A 14615-nucleotide genomic window follows, 5' to 3' on the forward strand; every position below is an offset into this window, starting at 1 on the left:
CGGGTTACGAAGTCACGAACGTCTTCTCCAGTGCCCGGCGCAGGTCGGACTTGCTGATCTTGCCGACGCCGGTGACCGGGAACTCGTCGACGAACACCACCTTGTCCGGCACCTTGTACTCGGCGAGTCCGCGGCCGCGGACGAACTTCTTGAGTTCGACCGCCTTCGGCTGCTCGCCCTGGACCACGACGAACGCGCAACTGCGCTCGCCGAGATACGGATCGGGCATCGACACCACCGCGACGTCGGCGACGGCGGGGTGTGCGAGCAGATGGTTCTCGACCTCTTCCGCGGCCACCTTCTCGCCGCCGCGGTTGATCTGATCCTTCGCGCGGCCCTCGACGACGAGGTAGCCGTCGTCCGTGAGCCGGACGATGTCGCCGGTGCGGTAGAAGCCGTCCTCGGTGAACGCCGTCGAATTGTGTTCGGGAGCCTGGTAATACCCGCGGACGGTGTACGGGCCGCGGGTGAGCAGATGACCGGACGTGCCGTTCGGGACGGGCTCGCCCCGGTCGTCGACGACCCGGACCTCGTCGTCGGGGCTGATCGGTCTGCCCTGGGTGGTGACGATCGTGTCTTCCGGGTCGTCGAGGCGGGTGTAGTTGACTAGGCCCTCCGCCATCCCGAAGACCTGCTGCAGCGTGCACCCGAGTTCGGGACGGACCCGCTTCGCGGCCTCGGCGCTGAACTTGGCACCGCCCACCTGTAGCACCTCGAGGCTCGAGAGGTCGCGTTCCGTGCGACCACTGGCGGCCAGCCACGCCAACGCGAGCGGCGGCACCAGCGACGCAATCGTGACGCCCTCCTTCTCGATGAGCGCGAACGCGGTGTCGGGACTCGGATCCGGCGCGAGCACCACGCGACCACCGGCGTGCAGCACGCCGAGGATGCCCGGTGAGCTCATCGGAAAATTGTGCGCCGCAGGCAGAACGACGAGCATGCGCGTGCTCTCGTCGACGCCGCAGATGCGGTCCGACTCGCGCACCGAGTACAGGTAGTCGGTGTGCGTGCGCGGGATCAGCTTCGACACCCCGGTGGTTCCGCCCGAGAGCTGCAGGAATGCCACCGATTCCGGACCCACCGCCGGCCCGTCCGACATCGGTTCCGCCGCCCGGAGTTCGTCGAGTGACGTGAACTCCTCCGCGTCCCCGGCCACGATGATCCGGGGCGGATTCTCGGCCGAGGACACCACGTCGCGGGCGAGGGTGCGGTAGTCGAATCCGGCGTGCGTATCGGTGACGACGTAGGCCGCGGCGTCGGTGAAGCTGCAGAAGTAGGAGATCTCCTGGGCGCGGTGCGCGGGCAGCGCGAACACCGGCAGTGCGCCGAGCCGGAAGACCGCGAAGATCACCTCGACGTACTCGACGATGTTCGGCAGTTGCACCACCACCCGGTCGCCGGGCTGCACCCCCGACGACTGCAGCCCGGCGGCGAGCCGGTCGGCGCGGTCGGACAGTTCCCGGTAGGTGAGGGCACGGTCGACCCCGGACGCGTCCGGCCCGGTCACGGCGATCGCGTCCCCGAATTGCTCGGCGCGGGCGCCCAGGAACTGCTGGAACGTCTCGTCCGTCCAGTACCCTGCGTCACGGTAGCGTGCGGCGAGGTCGGCGGGGTAACCGACGGTGATCTCCAGGGGAGCGCGAACGCTCGTGCTCATCGAAAGTCCTTTCACGGGCATGGCTGTTCGGGGCGTCAGGCTCGGAGGGTAGCGCCGCCGTCGACGTAGAGCGCCTGCATGGTGATGTGACGCGCCCGCTCCGACAGGAGGAACTCGACGGAGTCCGCGATGTCGGCGGCGTCGGCGATGCGGCCCAGCGGGATTCCGACCTTGAACGTGCCCAGGTCGCCGTCGATCGCCCCGCGCGCGCCGGTGTCGTCGGCGGGGTCCGCCCACAGCGACCGCTGCATCACGGTGTCCGTCGAGCCGGGGGCGACGATGTTGGCGCGGATCCCGTATTCGGCCAGCTCGAGGCCGAGTACCCGGACGATCATCGACACGGCGGCCTTGGACGCGCCGTACGCGCCCATGCCGGTGCGGGGGACGCCCGCGGCGTTGGAGCCGACCACGACGATGGAACCGGCTGCACGCTCGCGCATTCCGGTGCCGACCGCCCGCAGCACGTTGACGAGGCCGGTGACGTTGACGTCGAACACGCGCTGCCAGCTCTCGGGGTCGGCGTCGAGCACCGAGCCGGTCTCGAGCACACCCGCCACGTGTGCGAGTGCGGTGATGGGACCGTGCTCGTCCTCGATCCGGCGGACGGTGTCGGTGACGGCGTCGGTGTCGCGGATGTCGGTGACGGCGGTACCGAGCGGCGGGGTGTCGAGCAGTGCCGCGGTGGCGGCGAGGCCGTCGGCGTCACGATCGAGCAGTACCAGGCGGTGACCGGATCGCGACAGGGTGACGGCCGTTGCCCGCCCGATGCCCTGGGCCGCCCCGACGACCAGTGTGGTGCCGCTCATCGGGGGAGCCCCAGTGCGGCGAGGACGGTGCCCAGTTTGGTTGTGGTCTCGGCGAGTTCGTCGTCCGGTTCGGATGCGGCGACGATGCCGCCGCCGGCGTACGCCGTGACGGTGGTGCGGTCGGCGTCGATCTGCGCGCACCGGATGGTGACCATCCATTCGCCGTCTCCGTCGGCGTCGGCCCAGCCCACGGCGCCGGCGTAGAAGCCGCGGTCGCCCTCGAGTTCGCCGATCAGCGCACGCGCCGCGTCGGTGGGGGTGCCGCACACGGCCGGGGTCGGGTGCACGGCGACGGCGAGGTCCAGTGCGGTCACCGAGCGGTCCCGCAGCCGTCCCGACACGGGCGTGCCGAGATGCCACAGTTGCGGTGTGCTGGTGAGGGTGGGCCTGTCCGGGATGTCGAGTTCGGTGCAGAACGGTTCGAGGCTCGCTCGCAGCGCCTCGACGACGAGGGCGTGTTCACGCAGGTTCTTCTCCGACGACGCAAGGTTTTCGGCGGTCAGCCGGTCGATCTCGGGATCGGTGTGCCGGGGAGCGGATCCGGCGAGAGGATGGCAGGTCACGGTGTTGCCGCGGCGGCGGATGAGCACCTCGGGACTCGAGCCGACGAGGTGCCGTCCCGACCAGCCGGTGCCTGCGGCACTCAGATCGACGCTGAAGCCGTCGCCGCCGAGGTCGTTCGCCACGAGCTGCGCGAGCAGTGCGTGCGGATGCAGCGGTTCGTCGGCGTGCAGGACGACCGATCGGGCGAGTACCACCTTGTGCAGTGTGGCATCGGGTTCCCGCAGCACGTGAATGGCGGCGGCGACCCGGGAAATGTGCTCGTCCTCCGGGGGAATCGACTCACCGGCGCGCACGCGCGGAAGGGCCTGCAGGCGAGGGGTCCAGCTTCCCGGGTGATGACGCAGCGCCTGTGGTGCGATCAGCGCGGCGGGATGTGACGGGTCGAAGGCGAGCGCGCCGACCACCGACGTCGCGGTGCCGTTCCGCAGGGCGGCGGCGGCGTCGCGGGCGGAGTCGTAACCGGTGCGGATGCCGTCGGCGATCACGGTGCCGTTCGGGCGGGAGAGAACGAACGGCGCGCCCGGCGGGAGGTCCGCCGAAGTCTCTGCGGACTCGGCAATGGCCGTCGACTGCATCTGCGATCCCCTTTCGTAGCGGATAACTGTGGTGCGCGGCGATGCGTGCCGCCCCGCCTCGACCATATACGGTTAGCCTAACCTTTGGTGATCGAGAGTGTTTGTCTGCGGTTCTGGCGTGTGGCGTGTTCTGTTGCAGACCAGCGGTTTCGAACACGATGCCCGGGCGCGATATCAGCTGCGAACAGGATCTGGATTCTCGCCACCATCGACTGGCCTAACATCGCATGCACACGTTGCATGGAGGGCAGGCGGCTGCAATGACCGAACGCAGGTTCTCGCTCGATCAGCGGATCGTCGCCGCCCTCCAGGTCGATGGGCGGTGCTCCTGGAGCCGCATCGCCCAGGCGCTCGGCGAACCCGAGCGGAACGTCACCCGGCACGGCATCGCGCTCCTCGAGTCCGGCCGGGTGGCCGTCACCGCCGTCGCGAACAGCGGCGGCACCGCGATCGTCCGCCTCCAGTGCTCGCCGGGAACGGTGCGAGTGGCGGCGAGCGCCCTCGCCCAGCGCAGCGACTGCATCTTCGTGTACATCCTCACCGGCACCGCCGATTGTGTGGCCGAGATCCACGTGTCCCGGGACCGCCTCCCGAAGCTCGTCATGGACGAACTGCCCGCGACGATGGGCGTGGTCCGAAGCTGGACCGACCCCGTGCTGCGGTACTTCCGCACGGTCCGCGAATGGGAGGCCGGGGTGCTGACCCCCGCCGAGAAGGAAGCGATCGGCGGGGTGTCGCCTCCGGCGACATTCCTCACGGACCTGGAACGCGGCACCCGGGATCCCGTCGACCGGACGATCATCCGCGAGCTGATGCAGAACGGGCGGGTGGGCACCACGGCGCTCGCCCGGACCGCGGGCGTGTCCGAGGCGACGGCCCGGCGACGCGTCCAGTCGCTGCTCACCGAGGGTGCGATCAGCCTCCGGGTGGTGGTGGATCCGGTCCTGTTCGGGCTGCGTGCCGAGGCGATGCTGTTCATCAAGACTCAGCGCAACCGGATCGAACCGCTCGTGCGGGGGATGCTCGAGATGCCGTACGTGCGGTACGCCGCCGGCACGGCGGGCGAGTACCAGGTGGTCGCCAACATCGCCGCACCCGACGAGTCGGTGCTCTACGACTACATCACCACCGCGCCGTGGGTGGCGGACGCGGCCGCCCTGGAAACCAACATGGTGGTGCAGGCGGTCAAACGCAGCGGGCGGGCAATGTGACGGATTTCGACATCGGGCGGCCCCTCCGGCGCACCTGATTGCGATCTCCGACAGGCTGGTGGCCGATTTCGCCGAACCTCGTCCAGCTGTTGAGTGCTGTGATCCGCACCACGCATGCTTCCTCTACTCCCCGGATGGAAGAAGGAACAGCATGCAACGAGACGCCATTCTCGGGGCGATCGAGGATTCGCCGCAGCGCCGCTGGCTGCTGCTCGTCCCGGTCGCCCCGGTGCTCGCACTCGTCACCGCCGTGTGGCTGCCGTTTGTGAACACCGCCGACCTGTGGCTGGGAATGCCCCGGCTGCTGGTCTGGTGCTCGGCCTGGGTGCTCCTGCTGCTGCCCGCGCTGGCGGCGGTGGAGTTCGGCCTCGTCCGGCCGCACGAGGAGCGGAGCGACGACCTCCAGCTCGAGGAGGCGACGCTATGACGAACTCAGCTCTGTGGATCACCCTGGCCGGCATGATCGGATTGGCCGTGATCGCGGTCGGTGGACGCCGGAAACGCGCTCAGAACCTGAGCGAGTGGACGGTCGGCACGCGGAACTTCGGTGTGGTCACCAGTTTCTTCCTGCAGGCCGGTGAATCGTTCACCACGTTCACGTTCCTCGGTGTCGCCGGTATCGCGTTCACCGCGGGCATCGGCGCCACCTACGCCATCCCGTACATCCCGCTCGGCTACGTGGCCCTGTATTTCATCGGACCGCGGATCTGGAAGCTCAGCAAGGACCGCGGCTACATCACCCAGGCCGACTTCTTCGCGGACCGGTACCGCAGCCCGCTCCTCGGCCGGCTCGTCGCCCTGTGCGGCATCATCTTCCTGCTGCCGTACCTGCAGCTGCAGATCACCGGCCTCGGTCTGATCGTCCGTCTCGTCACGGGCAGCGCGAGTTCGGGCACGCTGAGCATGATCGTCGCGACCGTCCTCGTCGTCGGGTTCGTGCTGTGGGCCGGCATTCACGGCCTCGCGCGCACCGCCTATGTCAAGGACGTCCTGATCCTGCTCGCCGTCGTGGTGCTGTCCATCGTGATCCCGTTGCACTTCGCCGGTGGCATCGGCGACGTGTTCGGCCAGATCGCCCAGACCCACAGCGAGATGCTGACCGTGAATCCCGGCGACTACGACAAGGTCTGGTGGACCACGAGCCTGCTGATCTCCGCGATCGGCTGCGGGTTCCTTACCACCCCGCACCTCTGGCCGCCGCTGTTGGCCGCGAAGAACGGTCGAGTGATCCGTTCCAACAACACTTTTCTGCCGATGTACCAGGTGGTCATGATTCTTCCGATCATGCTGGGTTTCGTCGGGATCCTCGCGCTGAATCCCAACACCAGCAGCAACGCCGTCCTGCTCACGCTGGCCGGGGGAGCCCTGCCGAACTGGGCGCTCGGACTGATCGCGATCGCCGCAGCCTCCGCCGCGATGCTGCCTGCCGGCGCCATCTGCATCGGCATCTCGACGCTGGCGTCGCACAACCTGGTGAAGATCCGGAGCGAGCGCACGAAGCTCCGGTTCAACCACCTGGTCGTGATCGCCGCTGCCACCATGGCTCTCGTGCTCGGCCTGACGCGCCCCGATCTGCTGGCCAACCTGTTGCTGCTCACGTTCGGCGGTCTCAGCCAACTCGCCCCCGGCCTGGCGCTGGCCCTGCCCGAGAAGCCTTTGCTCGCCAAGCAATCCGTGTTCGCGGGTCTCGTCGTCGGAATGCTCACCGTCATCGTGATGACCGTCTTCGAACTGAACCTCGCCAACATCGACGCCGGCATCTGCGGCCTGGTCCTCAACCTCGCGGTGATCGCCGTCGTGGAGGCCGTCGTCCGCGCCAGCCGTCCCCGCACCCCGGCCCCCGCGTCGTCGGAAGACCTTCCGGCCGCCACCCCGATCCTGGAGACCACGTAATGACCATCGATCACTACTCGACCGCGCGAGAGATGCTGGCCGCACTCCGTAGCAAAGACATCTCGGCCCGCGAGCTGCTCGACCTGCACACGGACCGGATCGCGCAGGTGAATCCGACGGTCAACGCGATCGTCAGCCTCGACCTGGACCGGGCGCACGCCACCGCCGCCGCGGCCGACGCACAGACGGCGGCCGGGACCCCGGTGGGGCCGCTGCACGGACTGCCGTTCGCCTTCAAGGACACTCACGACGTCGCCGGTTTCCCCACGGTGGCGGGCTCGCCGCTCCTCGTCGACAACGTGCCCGAGACCAGTGAGCTGATCGCCGAACGCGTCATCGCGGCCGGGGCCGTCACGATCGGCAAGACCAACGTCCCCGAATTCGCCGCCGGCTCGCACACGTTCAACCCCGTCTTCGGGACCACCACCAACCCGTACGACCCCACCAAGAGCGCGGGTGGCTCGAGCGGCGGCGCCGCGTCGGCGCTCGGTGCGGGACTCGTCCCGCTCGCCGACGGCAGCGACATGGGCGGTTCGCTGCGCAACCCGGCGTCCTTCTGCAACGTCGTCGGATTGCGCCCCACTCCGGGCCGCGTCCCGTGCTGGCCGAACAGTGCGCCCTGGGACGCACTCGTGACACAGGGACCGATGGCCCGGAACGTCGACGACCTGGAACTGCTGCTGTCGGTGATCTCCGGACCCGACGCGCGGATCCGAAGTTCGCTCAGCGCCGACGCCCTCGCGCCGCGTCTCGGTGTCGCCGGCCTGCAGGGTCTGCGCGTCGCGGTGTCCATGGATCTGAACGGCATCTTCCCCGTGGACGCGCCGGTCCGCGAGATCCACGACCGGCAGTCGTCGATCTTCGCCGCCGCGGGTGCCGTGGTGGCCGAAGACGCGCCGTCGATTCCCGACGCCGAGTGGGTGTTCCGCACACTGCGGGCGTGGCGGTTCAAGATCGACCTCGGTGACCGCGCCGACGCCACCCCCGACCTGCTGAAGCCGTCGCTGCTCGACAACATCCGGCAGGCAGACCGGCTCTCCGCCGACGATGTCGCGAAAGCCATGGTGGCGCAGGCGGAGATCCAGCAGCGCGCCGTCGAGTTCTTCGCCCACCACGACGTCCTGGTGATGCCCGTGTCGCAGGTACTTCCGTTCGACGCAGAGCTCGAGTACCCGGCAGCGGTCGACGGCCGTCGCTGCGACGACTACCTCGACTGGATGACGTCCGCGCTGACCGTGACGGTGCTGGGTTGCCCCGCGATCTCCGTTCCCGCCGGATTCAGCGCCGACGGTCTGCCCGTCGGCGTGCAGATCGTCGCCGCCCCGGGCAACGACCTGTTCCTGCTCGACGTGGCACGAGCCTACGAGCAGCTCGACCCCGTCGGAGCCACGCGTCCGCACCTTCTCGAGAGGGCGGCAGCGTCTACTTCGTGAAGTCGTCTTCGCCGATTCGGTGGACGTGGATGAGGTTGGTGGATCCGACGGTGTGTGGGGGTGAGCCGGCGACGATGACGACGAGGTCGCCGCGCTGGTAGCGGCCCAGCCGGAGGAGGGCGGTGTCGACCTGGCGGATCATCTCGTCGGTCGATGCGACCGGGTCGACGAGGAAGGTTTCGGTGCCCCAGGTGAGGGCGAGTTCGTTGCGCACCTGGGGTACCGGGGTGAATGCGAGCAGTGGCAGTGGGGTGTGGAGCCGGGCGAGGCGTCGTGCGGTGTCGCCGGACTGGGTGAATGCCACCAGCGCTGTGGCGTTCAGGCGTTCGCCGATGTCGCGGGCGGCGAAGGAGAGGATGCCGCCGTGGGTGCGCGGGATGTGTGTGAGGTCCGGGACGGTGGTGGACTGGTGTTCGACGGCGGAGAGGATTCGCGCCATCGTCGCGACCGTCTCGATCGGGTAGGCGCCGACGGAGGTTTCCCCGGACAGCATTACCGCGTCGGCACCGTCGAGGACGGCGTTGGCCACGTCCGATGCCTCGGCCCGGGTGGGGCGGGAGTTGTCGATCATCGATTCGAGCATCTGCGTCGCGACGATCACCGGCCGGGCGTTCTCCCGGGCGATCTGCACGATGCGTTTCTGTACCAGCGGTACGTGTTCGAGGGGGACCTCGACGCCGAGGTCGCCGCGCGCGACCATGACGGCGTCGAAGGCGCGCACGATCGCCTCGATGTCGTCGACGGCTTCGGGTTTTTCGATTTTCGCGATCACCGGGACCCGCCGGCCGATCCGGTCCATCACCTCGTGGACGCGGTCGATGTCGGTGGGGGCGCGGACGAAGGACAGGGCGATCAGGTCGACGCCGAGCCGCAGGGCGAATTCGAGGTCGTCGATGTCCTTGCCGGACAGGGCGGGGACGGAGACGTTCATTCCGGGCAGGGAGACGCCCTTGTTGTTGCTGATCGGGCCGCCCTCGGTGACCCGGCACACCACATCGTTGCCGTCGATGTCGATGACGGTCAGTGCGATCTTGCCGTCGTCGACGAGGAGGCGGTCTCCGGGCCGGGCGTCCTGGGCGAGGTGGGTGTAGGTGGTCGAGACCCGGTCGTGGGTGCCCTCGCATTCCTCGACGGTGATCCGGACCTGTTCGCCGGCCGTCCACACCGCCGCGCCGTCGGCGAAGCGGCCGAGGCGGATCTTCGGTCCCTGCAGGTCCGCGAGGATTCCCACGGCTCGGCCGGTGTTGTCGGCTGCGGCGCGGACGCGCCGGTAGTTGGCCTCGTGGTCGGTGTGGTCGCCGTGGCTGAAATTCAGTCGGGCGATGTCCATCCCGGTTTCGACGAGAGCGCGGGTGCGCTCGTCCGTGGCGGTGGCAGGCCCGAGCGTGCAGACGATCTTCGCCCTGCGGGACAACAGGGCAGACGTGTCGACCACATCGGTGAGCGGCGCTTCGATGTCGGTGAGAGTCATCGTGGTCCTTCGTTGTGCAGAAGTGAGCTGCGGCCGATGTCGCGCCCGATGTGGGTGAGGAGTTCGCCGGTCAGCTCCGGGTCGGTGGCCGTGTTCCGGTCGGTGTAGTCACCGAGAGCATGGATGTATTCGAAACCATGAGGTGCCCAACGGTTCCGGGAGAGCGTGTTGCGGCCCGCGACGGCGATCACCGGGACCGGGTGGGCGCGGCGGGCGAGGACGGTGAGGAGTTTGCCGTGTTCGGTCTGCTCGTCGATGCTGCCCTCGCCGGTGATCACCAGGTCCATCCCTGCGAGGCAGCCGTCGAAATCGAGCAGGTCGAGGAAGTACTCGGCACCCGAGACCATGCGTGCTCCGAGCATCATGGCGGCGAATCCGATGCCGCCCGCGCTACCGGCGCCGGGGGAGTTCGCGATCGCACGCGCCTGCGGGTGGCCGCTGCGGGTGAACGCCTCGACGAGGTTGTCGAGGCCGGCGTCGAGATAGCGCACGGTCGCGGGGTCGGCGCCCTTCTGCGGGCCGTACACGGCGGCGGCGCCGTGCGGTCCGGTCAGCGGGTTGGTGACGTCGCCGGCGATCACGATCTCGACGTCGGTCATGTTCACCGTTCGGGAGGAATCGACCGTGTGGACCTGGTGCAGGGTTCGGCCGCAGGCCCGCAGTTGCCGGCCGTCGGCGTCGGCGAACGTGAATCCCAGCGCGGCGAGCATGCCCGTCCCGCCGTCGGTGCCGGCGCTTCCGCCCAGGGCGAGGACCAGCCGGCGGGGTCGAAACCGCAACACCTGCGAGATCGCTTGCCCCATCCCGAGGCTGGAGGCGTCGAGTGGAGCGCGGCGGCCGCCCGGGAGGGTGGCCAGTCCGCAGGTATTGGCGACCTCGACCACCGCTGTGGTGCCGTTGACTGCGATACGTCCGCGCTGGGGTGTTCCGGTGGCGCCGGCGACGGTGACCGGGTGCGGAGTGAACCCGACTGCCACCGCCGCGTCGACGCTGCCGTCGCCGCCGTCGGCGAGGGGAAGCTGTCTGCTTTCGATCCCCGCCGAGGCGAGTCCGGCCGAGAGGTGTTCGGCGACATCGGCTGCGGAGAGCGAGCCCTTGAACTTGTCCGGGGCAACCAGAACCCTCATCGGCCTTCCTTTCTCGTGTGCAGTGCGGATGCGGTCATCGCTGTGTGGAGTGCGCGGGCGTCGTCGCCGCGGGGTCGATCCGTTCGTGGTCGATGTGTACCGCGTCCGGTTCCTTGATCATGTGGTGGTGCTTGTCCCGTGGCTCCTGTTCCAGGATCTCCATGTCGAAGTCGTTCTCGACGTCACCGTCGGGCGGGGGAAGTACCTCGCCGGAGAAGACGCGGCGGGCGCGGTCGACGTCGAGTTCGTGGTTCCATTTGGCGACGAACAGGGTGGCGACGGCGTTGCCGATGAAGTTCACCAGGGCGCGGCATTCGGACATGAACTTGTCGATACCGAAGATGAGCATGATGCCGGCTGCGGGGATGGTGCCGAGGGTACTCAATGTTGCTGTCAGCGCGATGAATCCGCCTCCGGCGACACCTGCGGCGCCCTTGGAGGTCAACAACATGACGCCGAGGAGGCCGAGCTGCTGCGGAATCGACAGGTCGGTGTTGGTGGCCTGCGCGATGTACAGCGCCGCGAGAGAGAGGTAGATGGCTGCCCCGTCGAGGTTGAAACTGTAGCCGGTGGGCACCACGAGTCCCACCGTGGGCTTCTTGACGCCGGCGTACTCCAGTTTGCGCATCAAGCCGGGCAGCGCGGGCTCGGCGGTGGAGGTTCCGAGAATGAGCAGGAGTTCTTCCTTGAAGAAGCCGAGCATCCGGAAGATGTTGAGCCGCAGGTACGCCATGACCGATCCGAGGACCACGAAGACGAAGAACGCGGACGTGACGTAGAACAGCAGGATCAGGCTGCCGAGGCTGGTGAGGGTAGAGACACCGTACTTGCCGATGGCGAAGGCCATGGCACCGAACGCACCGAGGGGAGCGAGCTTCATGATGAAGCTCAGAACCTTGAAGACCACCGCGGTGAGGCGTTCGACGGCGTCCCGGATCGGTGCGGCGATCTGGCCTACCGCGTTGATGGCGACACCGAAGATGACGGCGAGGAAGATGACCTGCAGGATGTCGCCCTCGACGAACGGGCCGAACACACTGTCCGGAACCAGGTGGGTGATGAACTCCCACCACTGTTTCTCTTCACCGGTCTGAATCAGCTTGTTGGCGGAGTCGGTCGTTTCCAGCGAGGCGGCGTCGGCGTTCACCCCGTCCCCGAGGCGGAAGAGGTTGATCGCGACGAGGCCGGTGAGCAGCGCGAGGATCGTTCCGACCTGGAAGTAGGTCAGCGCCTTGATCCCGGTCAGCCCGACCTTCTTCAGGTCCGCGACACTCGCGATGCCGCCGACGATCGTCAGGAACACGATCGGGCAGATCAGCATCTTCATCGCGGTGATGAAGGTGGTGCCGATCGGCTCCATCGCCTCGCCGGTGTCCGGCCAGAGCCACCCGACCAGGATGCCGAGCACGATCGCGATGAGAACCCAGAAGTACAGTTGCCTGTACCACGGTTTCTTCACAGTCGCCGGTTGGTAAGTCGCTGCGCTGCTGGGTATTTCCATGACGTTCACCTCGGGGGAGAGTGTTCGGGTGTGAAGACGGGGTGGCCGAGAGTTACCGACCGTTCGAGGGGTGGGGGCCCGACTCGGCAGATCCTGCCGAGTCGGGCCGGCTGTGCAGATGGAAAGCGGTCAGGCCAGGGTCAGCGCGGTCTGCAGAGCGTGCACGATCGCCTCGGTGACGGCGTCGGTGTCCGACGAGCCGCCGATGTCGCGGGTCAGTGCTCCGCTCGCGGTGGCGGCCTCGATGGCGGCTTCTACGCGGCGTGCCTCGTCGTGCAGCCCGAAGTGGTCGAGCATCAGGGCGGCACTGGCGATCGCGCCGATCGGGTTGCTGATGCCCTGACCGGCGATGTCGGGTGCGGAACCGTGGACGGGTTCGAACATGCTGGGGAAGCGGCGCTCCGGGTTGAGGTTCGCGCTGGCCGCGATGCCGAGGCTTCCCGCCAGGGCGGAGCCGAGGTCGGAGAGGATGTCGGCGTTGAGATTCGACGCCACCACTACGGACAGGTCCTCGGGGTGCAGGATGAACTTCGCGCTCATGGCGTCGACGAGGACGCTTTCGGTCGCGACGTCGGGGTAGTCGAGGGCGACGCGATTGAAGACCTCGTCCCACAGGACCATGCCGTACTGCTGGGCGTTGGACTTGGTGACGCTGGAAACCTTCTTCACCGTGCGGGTGCGGGCCAGGTCGAACGCGAACCGCATGATGCGCTCGCAGCCCTTCTCGGTGAACAGCGCGGTCTGCAGGGCGACCTCGTTGCCCGGTCCGCGGCCGCTGAGGTTACGTCCGCCGAGGCCGGCGTACTCGCCCTCGCTGTTCTCCCGGACGACGATCCAGTCGAGTTCGGTGTCGTCGGCCTTGCGCAGCGGCGACTGCACGCCGGGGAGGAACTTCACGGGCCGCACGTTGGCCCACTGGTCGAAGTTCTGGGTGATGTTGAGCCGCAGCCCCCAGAGGCTGATGTGGTCGGGGACGTTCTCCCATCCGACCGCACCGAAGTAGATGGCGTCGAATGCCTTCAGGGTGTCGAGGCCGTCGTCGGCCATCATCTTCCCGGTCTGCTCGTAGTACCCGCATCCCCAGGGAAATTCTTCCCACTCGAAGGCGAAACGCCCACCGGACTGTTCTGCGAGGACGTCGAGCACGCGCCGCCCGGCAGCGACGACCTCCTTGCCGACGCCGTCGGCGGGGATCGATGCAATCTTGAACGTCTGCGGTGCCATGTCGTTGCCTCCATCGTGTTGTGCTCGTCACAGTGTGTGATGCATTCATTAACCCGTCACAATCGCGCAGCGTCCATGACCAAGAGTCGATCCGGCTTATAGGTTTGACCTAATCGAGTTGCGTCTTCGCAGGTAGAGTGGGTGCCCATGCATCGGTCGCCGATGGTCACACTCGAGAGTTCGGCGCGGATCGACGGAAATGAGGGGTTCGGATGGACGCGCGGCAGTTGAGGTACTTCCTGGCTGTTGTCGATCAGGGAGGCATCAACCGCGCGGCGGAAACACTGCTGATCGCGCAGCCCTCGCTGTCCCAGTCGATATCCGCGCTCGAACGGGAACTCGGGGTACCGCTCTTTCACCGCGTCGGACGCCGGCTGGTGCTCAGTGACGCCGGCGAAACGCTCGTCGGTCCCGCCCGGGTGGTGCTGCGCGATCTCGAGGACGCGAAGGCCTCCGTCGATGCGCTGAAAGGGCTGCGCGCCGGTCGCGTGGACCTGATCACGATGCCCTCACCCGGGATCGAACCACTCACCACGATCCTCACCAGATTCAGCCGCACCTATCCTTCGGTCACCGTCAATGCCGAGGCGGCGTTCACTCCCGAAGAGGTGCTGCACGCCGTGCGCACCGGCGTCTGCGAGATCGGGATCCTGGGTTCACCCGCCGCGGTGCGTGCCCCCGAACTCGACGTCGTCGCGCTCGAAAGCCAGCCGCTGATCCTCCTCTCCGGTCCGGGCGCCGAAACACCGGCCCGCCCGGAGATTCGGAGATCGGAACTGTCCGGATTCCGGTTGATCGTGTCGCAGCGGGGGTCGTTGATGCGGACCCTCGTCGACGAGGTCCTCGCCAGCGGCGTCCCAGCCACCATCGTCGCCGAGGTCGCCCACCGCACGTCGATCCTGCCGATGGTGCTCAGCGGATTCGGGCAGGCCGTCATGCCGTCGTCGTGGGCGCCGTCGGCGCGGCAGGCGGGCGCCACCGTGCACCGCATCGTCCCCGAGTCCTACCTGCACGTCGCCGCCGTCTGCCGGCGAACGCACCTCACACCACCCGCGCGGGCGCTCATGGACGAGGCACGACAGTACGCCGGACGCACACCGGCCGCCTGGGAGGCGCCCGCAGCGGAAAACCCGCAAAACCTGTGAACGACAGT

12 protein-coding genes are annotated in these 14615 nt (G+C 68.0%); 5 read left to right on the plus strand and 7 right to left on the minus strand.

What is annotated here, in order from left to right:
- Window positions 1–4: 4 nt before the first annotated feature.
- From PSR88_RS24420 to PSR88_RS24430, 3 genes are read right to left on the minus strand one after another with little or no spacing between them, the layout of a single operon-like run.
- Entirely contained in the window at window positions 5–1657 is a 1653-nt protein-coding gene (locus PSR88_RS24420; RefSeq protein WP_011597110.1) for a (2,3-dihydroxybenzoyl)adenylate synthase, read from the minus strand.
- Between the two features lie 35 nt (window positions 1658–1692).
- Window positions 1693–2463, minus strand: a complete 771-nt coding sequence (locus tag PSR88_RS24425) for a 2,3-dihydro-2,3-dihydroxybenzoate dehydrogenase (RefSeq protein WP_016883951.1) — start codon at window positions 2461–2463, stop codon at window positions 1693–1695.
- The gene (locus tag PSR88_RS24430; protein ID WP_016883950.1) at window positions 2460–3602 is read right to left on the minus strand and encodes an isochorismate synthase MenF; all 1143 of its coding nucleotides are present in this window, start codon (window positions 3600–3602) and stop codon (window positions 2460–2462) included. The genes PSR88_RS24425 and PSR88_RS24430 overlap by 4 nt, the downstream gene beginning before the upstream one ends.
- Before the next feature lie 260 nt (window positions 3603–3862).
- Here PSR88_RS24430 and PSR88_RS24435 point away from each other — a divergent pair, with 260 nt between their 5' ends.
- The 4 genes from PSR88_RS24435 to PSR88_RS24450 all read left to right on the plus strand — a co-directional run bounded on the left by PSR88_RS24435 (window position 3863) and on the right by PSR88_RS24450 (window position 8139).
- The gene (locus PSR88_RS24435; protein WP_016883949.1) at window positions 3863–4813 is read left to right on the plus strand and encodes an Lrp/AsnC family transcriptional regulator; all 951 of its coding nucleotides are present in this window, start codon (window positions 3863–3865) and stop codon (window positions 4811–4813) included.
- A 151-nt stretch (window positions 4814–4964) separates the two neighbouring features.
- On the plus strand, window positions 4965–5240 hold the full coding sequence (locus tag PSR88_RS24440; protein WP_005566410.1) for a hypothetical protein: 276 nt from the start codon (window positions 4965–4967) through the stop codon (window positions 5238–5240).
- Entirely contained in the window at window positions 5237–6706 is a 1470-nt protein-coding gene (locus tag PSR88_RS24445) for a sodium:solute symporter (protein ID WP_016883948.1), read from the plus strand. The genes PSR88_RS24440 and PSR88_RS24445 overlap by 4 nt, the downstream gene beginning before the upstream one ends.
- A complete protein-coding gene (locus PSR88_RS24450; protein WP_011597114.1) occupies window positions 6706–8139 on the plus strand; it encodes an amidase in 1434 nt (477 codons plus the stop codon). The genes PSR88_RS24445 and PSR88_RS24450 overlap by 1 nt, the downstream gene beginning before the upstream one ends.
- On the opposite strand, the gene pyk is transcribed toward PSR88_RS24450, so the two are convergent.
- From pyk to PSR88_RS24470, 4 genes are all read right to left on the minus strand, one after another.
- Window positions 8129–9610: a pyruvate kinase gene (gene pyk, locus PSR88_RS24455; RefSeq protein ID WP_016883947.1), complete on the minus strand. Its 1482-nt coding sequence runs from the start codon at window positions 9608–9610 to the stop codon at window positions 8129–8131. The genes PSR88_RS24450 and pyk overlap by 11 nt on opposite strands.
- The gene (locus PSR88_RS24460; protein ID WP_016883946.1) at window positions 9607–10737 is read right to left on the minus strand and encodes a glycerate kinase; all 1131 of its coding nucleotides are present in this window, start codon (window positions 10735–10737) and stop codon (window positions 9607–9609) included. The genes pyk and PSR88_RS24460 overlap by 4 nt, the downstream gene beginning before the upstream one ends.
- A 34-nt stretch (window positions 10738–10771) precedes the next feature.
- On the minus strand, window positions 10772–12238 hold the full coding sequence (dctA, locus tag PSR88_RS24465) for a C4-dicarboxylate transporter DctA (RefSeq protein ID WP_009477869.1): 1467 nt from the start codon (window positions 12236–12238) through the stop codon (window positions 10772–10774).
- Window positions 12239–12367: 129 nt separating this feature from the next.
- Window positions 12368–13462, minus strand: coding sequence for a tartrate dehydrogenase (locus PSR88_RS24470; RefSeq protein ID WP_016883944.1), 1095 nt, complete (start codon window positions 13460–13462; stop codon window positions 12368–12370).
- 212 nt (window positions 13463–13674) lie between these two features.
- On the opposite strand from PSR88_RS24470, the gene PSR88_RS24475 reads away from it, so the two are divergent.
- Window positions 13675–14607, plus strand: a complete 933-nt coding sequence (locus tag PSR88_RS24475) for a LysR family transcriptional regulator (protein WP_016883943.1) — start codon at window positions 13675–13677, stop codon at window positions 14605–14607.
- The last annotated feature ends 8 nt before the right edge of the window (window positions 14608–14615 follow it).

The sequence above is a fragment of the Rhodococcus sp. DK176 genome (assembly GCF_038447315.2).
Lineage (GTDB): Bacteria > Actinomycetota > Actinomycetes > Mycobacteriales > Mycobacteriaceae > Rhodococcus_F > Rhodococcus_F jostii_A.

Coding starts and splice junctions, on each gene's coding strand:
- PSR88_RS24435 (WP_016883949.1), top strand. CDS start 3,863: ATGACCGAACGCAGGTTCTCGCTCGATCAGCGGATCGTCGCCGCCCTC.
- PSR88_RS24445 (WP_016883948.1), top strand. CDS start 5,237: ATGACGAACTCAGCTCTGTGGATCACCCTGGCCGGCATGATCGGATTG.
- PSR88_RS24460 (WP_016883946.1), bottom strand. CDS start 10,737: ATGAGGGTTCTGGTTGCCCCGGACAAGTTCAAGGGCTCGCTCTCCGCA.
- pyk (WP_016883947.1), bottom strand. CDS start 9,610: ATGACTCTCACCGACATCGAAGCGCCGCTCACCGATGTGGTCGACACG.
- PSR88_RS24425 (WP_016883951.1), bottom strand. CDS start 2,463: ATGAGCGGCACCACACTGGTCGTCGGGGCGGCCCAGGGCATCGGGCGG.
- PSR88_RS24450 (WP_011597114.1), top strand. CDS start 6,706: ATGACCATCGATCACTACTCGACCGCGCGAGAGATGCTGGCCGCACTC.
- PSR88_RS24475 (WP_016883943.1), top strand. CDS start 13,675: ATGGACGCGCGGCAGTTGAGGTACTTCCTGGCTGTTGTCGATCAGGGA.
- PSR88_RS24470 (WP_016883944.1), bottom strand. CDS start 13,462: ATGGCACCGCAGACGTTCAAGATTGCATCGATCCCCGCCGACGGCGTC.
- dctA (WP_009477869.1), bottom strand. CDS start 12,238: ATGGAAATACCCAGCAGCGCAGCGACTTACCAACCGGCGACTGTGAAG.
- PSR88_RS24430 (WP_016883950.1), bottom strand. CDS start 3,602: ATGCAGTCGACGGCCATTGCCGAGTCCGCAGAGACTTCGGCGGACCTC.
- PSR88_RS24440 (WP_005566410.1), top strand. CDS start 4,965: ATGCAACGAGACGCCATTCTCGGGGCGATCGAGGATTCGCCGCAGCGC.
- PSR88_RS24420 (WP_011597110.1), bottom strand. CDS start 1,657: ATGAGCACGAGCGTTCGCGCTCCCCTGGAGATCACCGTCGGTTACCCC.